Annotated in this window: 12 protein-coding genes; 10 read left to right on the top strand and 2 right to left on the bottom strand. The window is 63.0% G+C overall.

Going from position 1 to position 14,455, the window contains the following annotated elements; all coding sequences use genetic code 11:
• Positions 1–132: 132 nt before the first annotated feature.
• The 6 genes from argE to V7S54_RS20175 all read left to right on the top strand — a co-directional run bounded on the left by argE (position 133) and on the right by V7S54_RS20175 (position 6,923).
• The gene (gene argE / locus V7S54_RS20200) at positions 133–1,257 is read left to right on the top strand and encodes an acetylornithine deacetylase (protein WP_336409329.1); all 1,125 of its coding nucleotides are present in this window, start codon (positions 133–135) and stop codon (positions 1,255–1,257) included.
• A gap of 22 nt (positions 1,258–1,279) precedes the next feature.
• Positions 1,280–2,203 (top strand): 2-hydroxyacid dehydrogenase, encoded by a 924-nt coding sequence (locus tag V7S54_RS20195; RefSeq protein WP_336409328.1) that lies wholly within the window; start codon positions 1,280–1,282, stop codon positions 2,201–2,203.
• 26 nt (positions 2,204–2,229) lie between these two features.
• Entirely contained in the window at positions 2,230–2,583 is a 354-nt protein-coding gene (locus V7S54_RS20190) for a cupin domain-containing protein (protein WP_057249992.1), read from the top strand.
• Between the two features lie 350 nt (positions 2,584–2,933).
• Positions 2,934–4,397: an aldehyde dehydrogenase family protein gene (locus V7S54_RS20185; RefSeq protein ID WP_336409327.1), complete on the top strand. Its 1,464-nt coding sequence runs from the start codon at positions 2,934–2,936 to the stop codon at positions 4,395–4,397.
• An 8-nt stretch (positions 4,398–4,405) separates the two neighbouring features.
• Positions 4,406–5,449 (top strand): tartrate dehydrogenase, encoded by a 1,044-nt coding sequence (locus V7S54_RS20180; protein WP_336409326.1) that lies wholly within the window; start codon positions 4,406–4,408, stop codon positions 5,447–5,449.
• Between the two features lie 19 nt (positions 5,450–5,468).
• Entirely contained in the window at positions 5,469–6,923 is a 1,455-nt protein-coding gene (locus tag V7S54_RS20175) for an NAD-dependent succinate-semialdehyde dehydrogenase (protein ID WP_336409325.1), read from the top strand.
• Positions 6,924–7,266: 343 nt separating this feature from the next.
• On the opposite strand, the gene V7S54_RS20170 is transcribed toward V7S54_RS20175, so the two are convergent.
• Both V7S54_RS20170 and V7S54_RS20165 read right to left on the bottom strand, forming a co-directional pair.
• Entirely contained in the window at positions 7,267–8,541 is a 1,275-nt protein-coding gene (locus V7S54_RS20170) for an NAD(P)/FAD-dependent oxidoreductase (RefSeq protein WP_065375597.1), read from the bottom strand.
• 15 nt (positions 8,542–8,556) lie between these two features.
• Positions 8,557–9,225 (bottom strand): haloacid dehalogenase type II, encoded by a 669-nt coding sequence (locus tag V7S54_RS20165; RefSeq protein WP_336409324.1) that lies wholly within the window; start codon positions 9,223–9,225, stop codon positions 8,557–8,559.
• 317 nt (positions 9,226–9,542) lie between these two features.
• Between V7S54_RS20165 and V7S54_RS20160 the strand changes: the two genes are divergently transcribed.
• The 4 genes from V7S54_RS20160 (at position 9,543) to V7S54_RS20145 (ending at position 14,404) form a co-directional block, all read left to right on the top strand.
• Positions 9,543–10,379 carry a GNAT family N-acetyltransferase gene (locus V7S54_RS20160; RefSeq protein WP_336409323.1) on the top strand — a complete coding sequence of 279 codons (837 nt, stop codon included), beginning with the start codon at positions 9,543–9,545 and terminating at the stop codon, positions 10,377–10,379.
• A gap of 13 nt (positions 10,380–10,392) precedes the next feature.
• The gene (locus V7S54_RS20155; RefSeq protein ID WP_336409322.1) at positions 10,393–11,769 is read left to right on the top strand and encodes an aspartate aminotransferase family protein; all 1,377 of its coding nucleotides are present in this window, start codon (positions 10,393–10,395) and stop codon (positions 11,767–11,769) included.
• Between the two features lie 242 nt (positions 11,770–12,011).
• Positions 12,012–12,725 (top strand): HAD-IA family hydrolase, encoded by a 714-nt coding sequence (locus V7S54_RS20150; protein ID WP_336409321.1) that lies wholly within the window; start codon positions 12,012–12,014, stop codon positions 12,723–12,725.
• Positions 12,726–12,793: 68 nt separating this feature from the next.
• Entirely contained in the window at positions 12,794–14,404 is a 1,611-nt protein-coding gene (locus V7S54_RS20145; protein WP_336409320.1) for an ABC transporter substrate-binding protein, read from the top strand.
• The last annotated feature ends 51 nt before the right edge of the window (positions 14,405–14,455 follow it).

The following is a 14,455-nucleotide window of genomic DNA, read 5'->3' as shown; positions in this document are numbered from 1 at the left end:
GAGGCCGCCTGACGCAACACAATCCTCCAAATCCGGCGCGCTTTCGGCATGTAAAGCCTCGATAGGCTTCTAAAGTACTGGGCATGATCGACGGCGCTGACCCCAGCGAACCGGGATGCTGTGAGGACAAGAATGCAGGCAGTGGAAATCCTCGAAAAGCTCGTCGGCTTCCCCTCCGTCGTCAGTACCCCCAATACTGACATCGTTGCCTGGATCCGCGGCTATCTGCAATACCACGGCATCGCCGTCACCCTGCTTCCCGGCCCGGAGGGCGATCGGTCTAACCTGTTCGCCACGATCGGTCCGAAAGAGGTGCCGGGCTACATACTTTCGGGTCACATGGACGTCGTTCCGGCGGCCGAAAGCGGCTGGACGAGCGATCCCTTCCGTCTGCGTCAAGAGGCGAGCCGACTCTATGGGCGGGGCGCCACCGACATGAAGGGTTTCTTGGCCGCCGCCCTCGCCGTCGCGCCAAAGCTCGCCGAGATGCACCTGCGCCGGCCGCTGCACCTCGCCTTCTCCTATGACGAGGAGGCGGGCTGCCGCGGCGTGCCACATATGATCGCGCGCCTGCCGGAACTCTGCGCGACGCCGCTCGGCGCGATCATCGGCGAGCCGAGCAGCTTGCACGCAATCCGCGCCCACAAGGGCAAGGCCGCCGCCAGACTTACGGTCAAGGGTCGTTCCGGCCATTCGTCGAGGCCCGACATGGGACTGAATGCCATCCACGCCATTGCGAGCGTCTTCGCACGGGCGGTCGCCGAAGCCGACCGACTGGCCCGTGGTCCTTTCGAGCATGTTTTCGAGCCGCCCTACTCCTCTCTGCAGATCGGCACGGTGAAGGGCGGCCAGGCGGTCAACATCATCCCGGACACCTGCGAGGCCGAGTTCGAGGCACGGGCGATTTCCGGCGTCGATCCGGCGGAACTGCTCGCGCCGATGCGAGAGGCGGCCGAGGCGCTGTCGGAACGCGGCTTCGCAGTGGAATGGCAGGAACTGAGCTCCTATCCGGCACTTTCGCTCGGCCCCGATGCGCCGCTTGCGCGGCTGCTGGAAGAATTGACCGGTCTCGAGTCGCTCCCGGCCGTCAGCTACGGCACCGAGGCGGGACTTTTCCAACGGGCTGGCATCGACGCGATCATCTGCGGCCCCGGCGAGATCGGCCGCGCCCACAAGCCCGACGAATTCATCCTGGTCGATGAGCTCCTGGCCTGCCAGGCGATGATCGAGCGGCTCGGCGAATGTTGCCGCGCCTGAGGCATCAAGAAGGAGACGCGCGATGACCTTCCTCTTCAATTCCGACGCAAAACGCGGTGCGATTTTCGCCGAAGCTTTTTCGCGTGAGCTACCGGACGTTCCTTTCGCCACGGATGCGGTGGCGGTCGATCCGGATGCGGTGCGCTACCTGATCACCTGGACGGTGCCCGAAGATCTCCCGCGCTACCGCAACCTTGAAATCCTCTTCTCGATCGGTGCCGGCGTCGACCAGCTCCGCATCGAGGCCGTGCCGCCGCATGTGAAAGTCGTGCGCATGGTCGAGGACGGCATCGTCCGGATGATGCAGGAATATGTCACACTTGCCGTGCTCGCGCTCCATCGCAACCTGCCGGCCTATCTGGACCAGCAGCGCAGCGAACATTGGCGGGCCATTTCACCGGTTCAGGCGTCGGAACGCCGCATCGGCGTGCTCGGCCTCGGCATGCTCGGCACCGCGGTGCTCGAACGATTGAAGCCCTTCGGCTTTCCACTATCCGGCTGGAGCCGCAGCGCGCATGAGCTCGAGGGTGTCAGATGCCTGCACGGTGCTGACGGTCTCGACAGTCTGTTGGGCTACACCGACATCCTCATCTGTCTCCTGCCTTTAACCGACGAGACGCGCGGCTTTCTCAACGCTGCCCTCTTCGCCAAGCTCCCGGCCGGCGCGGCACTTGTTCATGTCGGCCGCGGGCCGCAGCTCGATGATGAAGCACTTATCGAGGCGCTCGATAGCGGCCATCTCTCCGGTGCCGTCGTCGACGTCACCGATCCGGAGCCGCTGCCAGCGGGTCATCCCTTCTGGAGCCACCCGAAAATCCTCCTGACGCCGCACATAGCAAGCGTCACCCAACCGGAAACAGCCGCCGAGGCCGTGATCGAGAACATCAAGCGTCATCGGGCCGGACTTGATCCCATCGGGCTCATCGATCGCGGCCGCGGCTATTAAGCTCTCAATCTTAGGAAAGGAAACCCATGTCCCTCTTGAAGAACATCGACACCAATCCCTCTTTCCCGCCGCGCGAGTCCGGTCCGCTTCCGGAACGCCTGATCTCCGGCAGTCCCTCCTTCAAGACCTGGGCTCAAGACGTCGCACGGGGGGAGATGATCCATACGGGCGTCTGGGAGGCAACCCCCGGAGAGACGCGCTCGATTAAGGGCGAGACATTCGAGTTCTGCCATATCCTCTCCGGTGTCGTCGAACTCACGCCGGAAGGCGGCAGGCCGGTCGTCTACAAAGCCGGTGACAGCTTCGTCATGAAGCCGGGGTTTGTCGGTGTCTGGAAGACGATCGAGACCGTACGTAAGATCTACGTAACGGTCATGTAGTGCCCGCCGCGCGATCCGATCGAGGCCCTTGATACAGGCCTATCTCCCTCGGATCGCGCTCGAACTGGTTTCGGCGGAAACTTGCCGGTAACCGGCATCCTCGCCCACCACGGCACGCTCGCGGCTTTCTGGCGTGTCGTCGCAGCTCCAGCCTGGCAATCGCTTTCTCGTGCCCCTGTCGGATTGCTCCGGCGCATCGCCGATACGTCACCGACCGGCCATCTCAGCCTCCGAAGATTTCGCTGTCTCGTCACTGAAAACGTAATTTTCCGCCGTCGCCGCATCGCCACTCGATGCATGCTGCTCGCGTTCTTCCGGTAGCCTCGCATGAAGTTATCCGAGGACCCGCTATGACTCTCAGCTTTGACCCCGACACTCTTCCCTTGCCCGTCGGGCACTTCATCGGCGACCGACTGATCCCTGCCGAGGGCGTTATCGACATGCATCGTCCGTCCGACGGCAGGGCCTATGCCGGCTGCCCGCTCGCGGACGAGGCACTCGTCGACCGCGCCGTCGAAACCGCCAAGAATGCGCTGAAAGCGAACAACTGGGGCGGCGTGCGTCCGCGCGAGCGCACAGTCGTGCTGCAGCGCTGGGCCGACCTGATCGAAAGGGAGGCGAAAACCCTCGCCAAACTCGAGGCGCTTTCCTCGACGCGCCCGGTCGGACACCTGATCGCCGGCGATATCGCCGTCAGCGCCGAGCAGATCCGCTTCTTCGCCGAATTCGCCGATAAGGAAGGCAGCGATCTCGTGCCGACCGACGACGGCAGTCTCGGCATGGTCATGACCGAGCCCCATGGCGTCGTCGGCGCCATCACTCCGTGGAATTTCCCCGTTTCGATGGCCGCCTGGAAGCTCGGCCCCGCGCTTGCAGCCGGCAACGCCGTAGTCCTGAAACCATCGGAAATGACGCCGTTTTCGACCGTCTACCTCGCCGAACTCGCGATCCGCTCCGGCCTGCCGGCCGGTCTCGTTAATATCGTGCTGGGCGACGGTCCGGTGACCGGCACTGCCCTCACCGGCCATCCGGACATCGCCAAGGTCAGCTTCACCGGCTCGACCGGCGCCGGCTCGGCCATCATGGCCAATATCGCCCGCACCGGGGTCAAGCCCATGACGCTTGAACTCGGCGGGAAGAGCCCGCAACTGGTCTTCGCCGATGCCGATCTCGACAAGGCGGCCGCGGTAATCGCCCAGAGCATGATGTCTAACGCTGGCCAAGCCTGCATCGCCGGCTCCCGCCTGATCGTGGAGGAAAGCGTTGCTGCGCCGCTCGCCGAGGCGATCGTCACGCGCATGAAGGCGGCGAAGCCAGGTCCGACCTGGGATGAGGCGAGCGAGTACTCGCCGATCATCTCGAAGCGCCAGTTGAACCGCATCCACGGCATCGTCGAGGCTGCCGTCGCGGCGGGCGGAGAATGCCTGTTCGGGGGCGCCCCAATGGATGCGCCGGGCTATTTCTATCAGCCGACGTTGATGGCCGTGCGCGACAGCTCCTCGCCAGCGATTACCGAAGAAATCTTCGGTCCGGTCCTGACCATGCAGACCTTCGCCGACGAAGAGGAGGCACTGGCTCTCGCCGATCACCCGACCTACGGCCTGGCCGCTGGCCTCTTCACCCGCGACCTGTCGCGCGCGCTGCGGCTGACGCGACTGCTGCAGGCCGGTACGATTTGGGTCAACCGCTATAGCCGCTCGCGCGACCACATCCTGCCGACCGGCGGCTACAAGCGCTCTGGCGTCGGCAAGGACCTCGGACGCGAGGCGTACCAGGCCAACCGCAAGAGCAAGAGCGTTCTCATCAGCCTCTAGGAGCCTCCATGAAATCCTATTCGATCGCACTCATCCCCGGCGACGGCATTGGCCAAGACGTAACGGATGCGGCCTGGCAGGTTCTTTCGACCGTCGCCAGGCAAGCCGGCTTCTCGCTCACCGGCACGCCCTTTCCATGGTCCTGCGCCTTTTACAAGGAAACGGGCGCGATGATGCCGACGGACGGCATAGAAATCTTGCGCCGCTTCGATGCAATCCTGCTCGGCGCCGTCGGCTGGCCCGCGGAAGTGTCAGACTCCGTCTCACTCCACGGCTTGCTCCTGCCGATCCGCAAGGCTTTCGTGCAATATGCCAATATCCGCCCGCACCGGCTGCTGCCGGGTGTCCAAGGTCCGCTGAAGGCGGAAAATTTCGACATCCTCTGCATCCGCGAGAATACCGAAGGCGAATATTCCGGCGCCGGCGGCCGCGTGCATCAGGGAACGGGCGATGAGGTCGCGGTGGAGACCTCGATCTTCACGCGCACGGGCGTCGAACGGATCCTGCGCTTCGGCTTTGAGCAGGCTCGCCAACGCCGCGGCAAACTCGCTTCGGTGACAAAATCCAACGCCCAGAGATACTCCATGGTGTTCTGGGACGAGATTACGCGAGAGCTCGCTGCCGACTATGCGGATGTCGAGGTGACGAGCTACCACATCGACGCGATGGCCGCGCGCATAGTGATGGCGCCCGAGAGCCTCGATGTCGTCGTCGCCTCGAACCTCTTCGGCGACATCCTGACTGATCTCGGTGCCGCCATTCAGGGCGGGCTCGGCTTTGCGGCTTCCGCCAACATCAACCCCGATCGAAGCGCCCCGTCGATGTTCGAGCCGGTACACGGCTCCGCACCCGACATCGCCCATCTCGGGATCGCCAACCCCATCGCCGCCATATGGTCCGGCGCGATGATGCTGGAGCACCTCGGAGAAAGCGAAGCCGCGCGCATTGTCATGACCGCGCTCGAAAGAACGACCGCCCGCGGGATCGGCACCCTGCCAGGCAAAGACAAAACCGAAACGATTAAGGCGGCGGTGCTTGCCGCGCTCAACTGATCTTTAGAGGAGAGAAATCATGAAGTTGAACGATAGGGAACTTTTCCGGCAAGAGGGCCTCATCGACGGAGCCTGGCTGGCAGCAGCCTCGGGTAAGACCGTCGACGTTTTCGACCCCGCCAGCCGGACGCGCCTCGGCACCATTCCGGACATGGGCGAAGAGGAAACGCGCGCCGCCATCGAAGCCGCAAATGCCGCCTTCGGACCGTGGAAGAAGAAGACGCATGCCGAACGGGCCGCGCTGCTTGAGCGCTGGTATGCGCTGATGATCGAAAACCTTGAGGATTTGGCGCTGCTCTTGACGATGGAACAGGGCAAGCCGCTCGACGAGGCGCGCGTCGAGATCCGTTACGGCGCGTCGTTCGTCAAATGGTTCGCCGAGGAGGCTCGTCGCATCGGCGGCCACACCATTCCCTCTCCGACGGCCGATCGGCGCATCGTCGTTCTGAAAGAGGCGGTCGGCGTCTGCGCGATCGTGACGCCGTGGAACTTCCCGAACGCAATGATTACCCGCAAAGTGGCACCTGCCTTGGCGGCCGGCTGCACGGTGGTGATCAAGCCCTCGGAGTTCACGCCCTTTTCAGCGCTCGCCCTCGGAGTTCTGGCAGAGCGCGCCGGCATTCCCGCAGGCGTGATCAACATCGTCACCGGCATGCCGACCGCAATCGGCAACGAGTTCATGGCGAACGAAACCGTGCGCAAGATCTCCTTTACGGGCTCGACGCGCGTCGGCTCTCTGTTGATGAGAGGCGCGGCCGACAGCGTCAAGCGCCTCTCGCTCGAACTGGGCGGGAATGCCCCCTTCATCGTCTTCGACGACGCCGACCTTGATCTGGCGGTCGAAGGCGCGATCGCGTCCAAGTTCCGCAATGGCGGCCAGACCTGCGTCTGTGCGAACCGTATCCTGGTGCAGGCCGGCGTCTATGACGCCTTTGCAGAGAAGCTCGGCGCACGCGTTAACGCAATGAAGGTCGGCCCCGGTACGGAACCCGGCATCGCGATCGGACCGATGATCAATGACGCGGCGATCGACAAGATCGACCGCCATGTCGAGGACGCGCTTGCCAAGGGCGCGAAGCTTGCGGCGCGCGGCAGGTCGGTGCCGGAGGGGAGACAATATAAGGCCCCGATCGTGCTCACGGGCGCCACCACCGAGATGCTGCTTGCCAGCGAAGAGACCTTCGGTCCCGTCGCACCGCTCTTCCGCTTCGAGACGGAGGAGGAGGCAATCGCCATCGCCAACGGCACGCCCTTCGGCTTGGCTGCCTATTTCTACACTGAGAGCCTGAAACGCTCGTGGCGTGTGGCGGAAGCGCTCGAATTCGGCATGGTCGGTCTCAACACCGGCGCCATCTCCACCGAAGTCGCCCCCTTCGGCGGCGTCAAGCAATCCGGCCTGGGCCGCGAGGGCGCCCAGGTCGGCATCGAGGAATATCTCGAGATGAAGAGCTTCCACATCGGCGGACTGGATTAATCCATGTTGCCCAAAAGTGTGCCGCGGCTTTTGGGACAACGACATGCACAAGCAAGGGATCTACGGCGCGTCGCGTGATTCTATTGAACGCGACGCGCCGTAGGCCACGACGATCTTGGGTCCAATCGAACCGAAGCCTAAAACATGATCGGTTCCAGGAGTAGAGCGGGATGCGCGCGAAAAGCCGCTGTGTTTCTTCATCCCGCTCTCAAGCGCGCGCCAGGCGCTTCAGCTCTTTCGCAAGACCGCTGCACACTTGACGCGGCACGCCAGGCTAGGTCATCCAAACAAAGAAGGGCGCGGACCTGTCCGGTCCGCGCCCTTCTTCCTACCGCCGCGTTGTCTACTGGATCCTATCCAGCATCTTGTAATACATGCCGACGAGCGGCAGGAACCAAGGTTTGCCGAAGTGCCCGGGCACGGCCGGCCATTCGAGACCCTTCAGCGGGTTGCGGTCCGGCCGGTCCAGGATCGCATCCGCCAGGATCATGCCGAGATGCGTCGAAAGCTGCGCTCCATGGCCGGAATAGCCCATGGCGTACCAAACGCCATCTTGATAACCGGCGCGGGGGAATCGGTCCTTGGTCATGTCGACAAGACCGCCCCAGCAATAGTCGATCTCGACCTTGGCAAGCTGCGGGAAGATTTCGGCAAGGCTCGCCTTGAGGATCGCGCCGCTCTTGCCGTCCGAATTCTGATCGGAGGTTGCCGAGAAACGTGCGCGGCCGCCGAAAATCAGCCGGTTGTCGGGCGAGAGCCTGAAATAATTGCCGATGTTCATCGACGTGACGCAGGTGCGGTTGCCCGGCATTGTCGCCTTCACCTCAGCCTCGGTCAGCGGCCGGGTGGCGATGATGAAGCTGCCGACGGCGATGATGCGGCGGCGGAAATAACCGAAGATCGAAGGCGTGTAGGCGCCGGTGGCGACAAGAACCGCATCCGCGGTGACGCTGCCGCGGGGGGTCTTCAATGTGTGCCGGCCGCCCGCCTGCCGATGCTCGGTGACCGCCGCGCTCTCGAAAACCATGGCGCCATGGCGCGTGGCCGCTTCGGCGAGGCCGACGACATACCGCCCCATATGCATCATCGCGCTTTTCTTCGAGAGCATTGCCCCGAAGAAGGGCGAGCCGACCTCCTGCTTCAGATCCTCGGAGCTGAGAAGCGCCGTATCGGGATCGACCTCCGCGTTGACCGCCTCGAAGTTGCGGGCGATCGCCTCGAAATGTTGGGGCTTCGAGGCAAGCTTCACTTTGCCGGCGCGGCGGAAGTTGCAGTCGATACCTTCTTCGGTGATCAGTGCGTCGATCGTGTCGACTGAATCGTCGAACGCCTTGTAGAGCGCAATCGCCCGCTCCCTGCCGAGTTCCGCCTTGGCCGCGAGATAGCTATGGGCGAGCCCGTTATTCAAGTGTCCGCCATTGCGGCCGGAGGCGCCCCAGCCGACCTTCTCCGCCTCCAGCACGACGACCTTCGCCCCCGCCCTGGCAAGCTGCCGGGCCGCACTGAGGCCGGTGAAGCCGCCGCCAATCACGGCGACGTCGTAATGGCCATCGACCGGGCCTTGCGCAGCTCCGGCAAAGGCCGGGGCCGTATCATGCCAGTAGGACAGGAACTTCATGGAGCACCGCCTTTTCTAAAGACCGACGACGCCCGGCAGGCCGGAGATGTCGGCTATCTCGACATAGCCGTAGTAGGGATTGGCCGGCTCATGACCGCGATTGACCCAGACTTTGTTCTTGATGCCGAGGTCGTGCGCCGACATCAGGTCGTAGCGGAAGGAGGACGAGCAGTGAAGAATGTCCTGCGGACCACAGCGGAGCATATCCAGCATGTATTCGAAGCCCTTAAAGCGCGGTTTGTAGGACTGCGCCTGCTCGGCGGTGTAGACCGCATGGAAGGGTGCGCCAAGCTTTTCGACATTCGACATGATCTGCGAATTCATTGCATTCGACAGGATCACCAGTGGGATCTCCTTGGCGACCTTGGCAAGCCCCGCCGGCACGTCCGCATGCGGACCCCATGTCGGCACGCGCTCATAGACCATCTTCGCAGCTTGATCGCGGAATTTAATGCCGTTGCGCTTGCAGGTCCGTTCCAGCGAATTGTGCACCACCTCGGCATAGGGCTTCCAGGCGCCCAGGATCTCGTCCAAGCGGTAGGCCGCGAAATTCTTGATGAATTCAGCCATGCGCGCCTCGTCGAGCTGCTCCTGATAGAGGTCGCGGGCCGCTTCCGCCATCTGGAAGTTCGTCAGCGTGCCGTAGCAGTCGAAGGTGATGTATTTCGGACGGAACGTCGTCATGTGCGTATCCTTGAAAGAACGGGACCAAGTATTCTGTGAGGATCATAGGCGTTGCGCCTCCCATCGCCTCGCCTGATTTGGCGGCGTTCGAAGCAGAATCTATCGTATCGAGCGCCGGCTTTGGCAGAAGGTTGTGTGGCCTGCTGGTGGTCGCCGGCGTCTTCCGCACCGGCGCCCTCCCAGCGCTCTTCCCTGCCAGCATAAGATGCGGCGACCGGTAGGTGCAAAGCTATAAGATACCGCGCGAGCCAAAGCCTTCAGACGATCTGCCGGTCGGCACTCCTTCAGACTTGCGGGCAGAAAATGAAGGAAATGCCATGCAGACAAGTCAGATCGATATTGCCGCCTTCGGGCCCGAGCATCTGGAAGCCGCCGTCAAGCTCTCCCGGCAGGCCGGCTGGCCACATCGCCTTGAAGATTGGCAGATGGCGCTGACCCTGAGCGAAGGCGTCGTCGCGATTGAGGGCGACCGGGTCGTCGGCACTGTACTCGTCACCCATTACAAGTCGGAGTGTGCGACGATCAACATGGTCATCGTCGACGAGGCGATGCGCGGCCGCGGCCTCGGTCGCAAGCTGATGGACGCCGCGTTACGGTTAGCGGCCGATCGTCCGCTCAGACTCGTGGCAACGACTGAGGGCCTGCCGCTATACGAAAGGCTTGGCTTTCGCGAGACGGGTCGCGTGTTGCAGCATCAGGGCTTCGTCGGAGCAATCGCCGTGCCTGGGCAAACGGAACAGGCGGACGCGGCGGACATCGAAGCGATCGTCGCGCTCGACCGCCTCGCCTTCGGCGCCGACCGTGAAGGGATGATTGCCTATCTCGGGAAGGTCGGCAACTTTGCGGTGATCCGCCGGGACGGGCGCGTTTGCGGGTTCTGCGCCATCCGCCCCTTCGGCCGCGGCGAGGCCATCGGGCCCGTCGTCGCCGAAGGTCTCGAAGACGCCAAGGCGCTCGTGGCCCACTTCATTTCCACGCGAACCGGCGGGTTCATCAGGCTCGATACCACTGCCGAGACCGGCCTTTCTCTCTGGCTTGCCGAGCAGGGACTCGCCCATGTCGGCGGGGGAATCGCCATGATGAAGCCCCCGATCCACCGCGCCGCCGACCCGGCCGCTACCACCTTCGCCCTCGCCAATCAGGCGCTCGGCTGATCCGGAGATCGTCATGTACAGCAATTCCCTCATCGAACTCGATCGCGCCCACCTCATCCATCCGGTCGCCTCCTATCGCGGCCATGAAAAACTCGGCGTGCGCGTGCTCGCCTCGGCGAAAGGCGCGACGGTCACCGACGCTTCGGGCAAGCAACTGATCGACGGCTTTGCCGGCCTTTGGTGCGTTAATGCCGGCTATGGCCACGAATCGATCGTCGAAGCGGCTGCCCGCCAGATGCGCGAGCTTCCCTATGCGACGGCCTATTTCGGGCTCGGCTCCGAGCCCGCGATCCGCCTCGCCTCGGAACTCGCCGAGCGCGCGCCGGGCGATCTCAACCACGTCTATTTCACGCTCGGCGGCTCCGACGCCGTCGACAGCACGATCCGCTTCATCCGCTATTATTGGATTGCCCGCGGCCAGCCGCAACGCGATCAGTTCATTTCGGTGGAGCAAGGCTATCACGGCTCATCGACGGTCGGCGCCGGCCTGACCGCGCTGCCGGCCTTCCATGCCGGCTTCGGCATTCCCTACGACTGGCAGCACAAAATTCCGTCTCACTATGCCTACCGCAATCCGGTGGGAGAGAACCCGCAGGCGATCATCGAGGCGTCGCTGGCCGCTCTCCGGCGCAAGGTCGGGGAAATCGGCCCCGAGCGTGTCGCCGCCTTCTATGCAGAACCGATCCAGGGCTCGGGCGGCGTGCTGGTGCCACCCAAGGGCTGGATGAAGGCGATGCGCGAACTCTGCCGCGAGCTCGGCATCCTCTTCGTTGCGGACGAGGTGATCACCGGCTTCGGTCGCACCGGACCGCTCTTTGCCTCTACCGAGGACGAGATCGTGCCGGACTTCATCACCACGGCCAAAGGTCTCACGTCCGGCTATGTGCCGATGGGGGCCGTGTTCATGGCCGACCACGTCTATCAGACAATTGCCGACGGCGCCGGCGCTTCCGCCGTCGGCCACGGTTACACTTACTCGGCGCATCCGGTCAGCGCCGCTGTCGGCCTCGAGGTGCTGAGGCTCTACGAGAACGGCCTTCTGGAAAACGGCGTCACGGCCGGTGCACGGCTGATGGAAGGTCTCGAAAGCCTGAGGGACCATCCCCTTGTCGGCGATGTGCGCGGCCGCGGCATGCTGGCCGCCGTCGAACTCGTCGTCGACAAGTCGAGGAAGACCCCTTTGCCGGCGGCCGCGGAGCCGGCGCGCCGCATCTTCGATCGTGCCTGGGAAAACGGTCTCGTTATCCGCGCCTTCGCCAATGGCGTGCTCGGCTATGCGCCGCCGCTGTGCTGCAGCGCGGCGGAGATCGACGCGATTGTCGAGCGCACCCGCCAAACATTGGACGAGACCTTGGAAGACCCGGATGTTCGCCAGGCTTTGAGAGCCTGATGGACGACTGACGCGATATATCGCGGAACCGCCATATTCGAAATTTTGTGCCGCGCCACGGCGCCCTTTCGGAGACTCCGGCGCAGCACAACTGCCAAACTCAGATCAAGGAAGCGGCCGGATCCCAGCATATGCGGCGTTTCCAGCAAGAGCGGGGAAAACATCCCGCCGACGGGAACAGAATATTCTTCTTCATGAAGTCGGCGTTCCGACCTGGGACGCGAAAAAACTGGGGAATCGATGTGCACAAGAGCCTTCCCGAATTCAAATACATGACCTTCGACGTCGTCGGCACGCTGATCGACTTCGAGGGCGGCCTCAAGGATTGCCTCGCCGGCATCGCCGCCGAGGCCAGTGTCGCCATCGATGGTGAGGAGGCGCTCAGCCTCTACCGCGCGGCGCGCTACTCCAAGGACGCCGACCTCTTCCCGGACGATCTGGTGCGTGTCTATCTTGAAATCGCGCCGAAGCTCGGCCTTCCGACTGAGCGGAAATATGGCGAGCGTCTCAGGGACTCCGCCGGGAACTGGAGGGCCTTCGGAGACAGCACCGAAGTGCTGGCGCGCCTTGCGAAGAATTACCGGCTCGTCGCTATGACCAATGCGCGCCGCTGGGCCTTCGATTTCTTCGCCAAGGAACTGGGTGATCCCTTCTACGCCGCCTTCACCGCCGACGATACCGGTACCGAAAAACCTGACCCCGCCTTCTTTCAGAAGGTTTTCGACTTCGTCGGCTCGGAAGGCAATTCGAAGGACGACGTCCTGCATGTCGCCCAAAGCCAGTACCACGACATCGGCATTTCGCGGAAACTTGGGCTGACCAACTGCTGGATTGAGCGGCGCCACGCGCAGAAAGGTTACGGCGGCACCATAGAGCCGGCCGAGTTCACCGAACCCGACTACCACTTCACCTCCATGGCCGCCCTCGCCGATGCCGTGGCCGTCGCACGTAGCTGACCAGTTCACCGGATTGGGTCTAAGCCCACGGAAGACGGGCAGCCCGCCAACACGCAAAGGGGAATGACATGAACGACAAGATCATTAATTGGACCAGATCCGACGACACCATGGTCGAAAACGCCATCCGCCGCGGAGCTACACGCCGTGAACTGCTGCAGATGATGCTCGCCGGTGGCGTTGCTCTCTCCGCCGGCAGTCTAATGCTCGGCCGCGCCTCCAACGCGGTTGCTGCAACGCCGGTCTCCGGCGGCGCGCTCAAGGCGGCCGGCTGGTCGTCCTCGACCGCCGACACGCTCGACCCGGCCAAGGCATCGCTCTCCACCGACTATGTCCGCTCTTGCTCCTTCTACAACCGTCTCACCTTCCTCGATAAGGGCGGGACCCCGCAGATGGAGCTCGCCGAGGCGATCGAGTCCAAGGATGCGAAGACCTGGACGGTCAAACTGAGGAGCGGCGTCACCTTCCACGACGGCAAGCCGTTGACCGCCGACGACGTGGTCTTCTCGTTGAAACGCCATCTCGATCCATCCGTCGGTTCGAAGGTCGCGAAGATCGCCGCGCAGATGACAGGCTTCAAGGCCGTGGACAAGCAGACGGTCGAGATCACGCTCGCAAATCCGAACGCCGATCTGCCTACCATTCTCTCGATGCACCACTTCATGATCGTCGCCGATGGCACGACCGATTTTTCCAAGGGCAACGGCACCGGCGCTTTCGTGAGAGAAGTCTTCGAGCCCGGCGTGCGCTCGGTCGGCATCAAGAACAAGAACTATTGGAAGTCCGGCCCGAACGTCGATTCCTTCGAGTACTTCGCGATTAGCGACGATAGCTCGCGCGTCAATGCACTGCTCTCGGGCGACATTCATCTTGCCGCTACAATCAATCCGCGCTCGATGCGCCTGGTCGAGGCCCAAGGCGACGCCTTCGCGCTCTCGAAAACCACCTCGGGCAACTACACCAATCTCAACATACGCATGGACTTGGAGCCCGGCAGCAATCGGGACTTCGTCGAGGGAATGAAGTACCTCGTCAACCGCGAGCAGATCGTCAAGTCGGCGCTCCGCGGCCTCGGAGAAGTCGGCAACGACCAGCCGGTTTCCCCGGCAAACTTCTACCATAATGGTGACCTGAAGCCGCGGGCGTTCGATCCGGAAAAGGCGAAATTCCATTTCGAGAAGGCCGGCGTTTTCGGTCAGTCGATCCCGGTGATCGCATCCGAGGCGGCGAACTCGTCGATCGATATGGCAATGATCATCCAGGCTTCCGCTGCCGAGATCGGACTGAAGCTCGACGTTCAGCGCGTACCGGCCGACGGATATTGGGACAATTATTGGCTCAAGGCGCCGGTCCATTTCGGCAACATCAACCCGCGTCCGACACCGGACATCCTGTTCTCGCTGCTCTATACTTCGGAAGCGCCGTGGAACGAAAGCCAGTACAAGTCGGAGAAATTCGACAAGATGCTGATCGAGGCGCGCGGCTCACTCGACCAGGAGAAGCGCAAAGCGATCTACAACGAGATGCAGGTGATGGTCGCAAACGAAGCTGGCACCATCATTCCGGCCTATATCTCCAATGTCGACGCGATCACCGCCAAGCTCAAGGGCTTGGAAGCCAACCCGCTTGGCGGCCAGATGGGTTATGCTTTCGCGGAATATGTCTGGCTCGAAGCCTGATGAGGCGAACGGTCGGGGGCTGCAGCCGCGCGGTTGCAGCTCCGACCCTTT

Origin of the sequence: Ensifer sp. CCNWLY38 (assembly GCF_037120565.1) — a bacterium.
Classification (GTDB): domain Bacteria; phylum Pseudomonadota; class Alphaproteobacteria; order Rhizobiales; family Rhizobiaceae; genus Ensifer; species Ensifer adhaerens_H.
The sequence above is the reverse complement of the archived record's forward strand: the minus strand, read 5'-3'. Positions and strand labels throughout refer to the sequence as shown.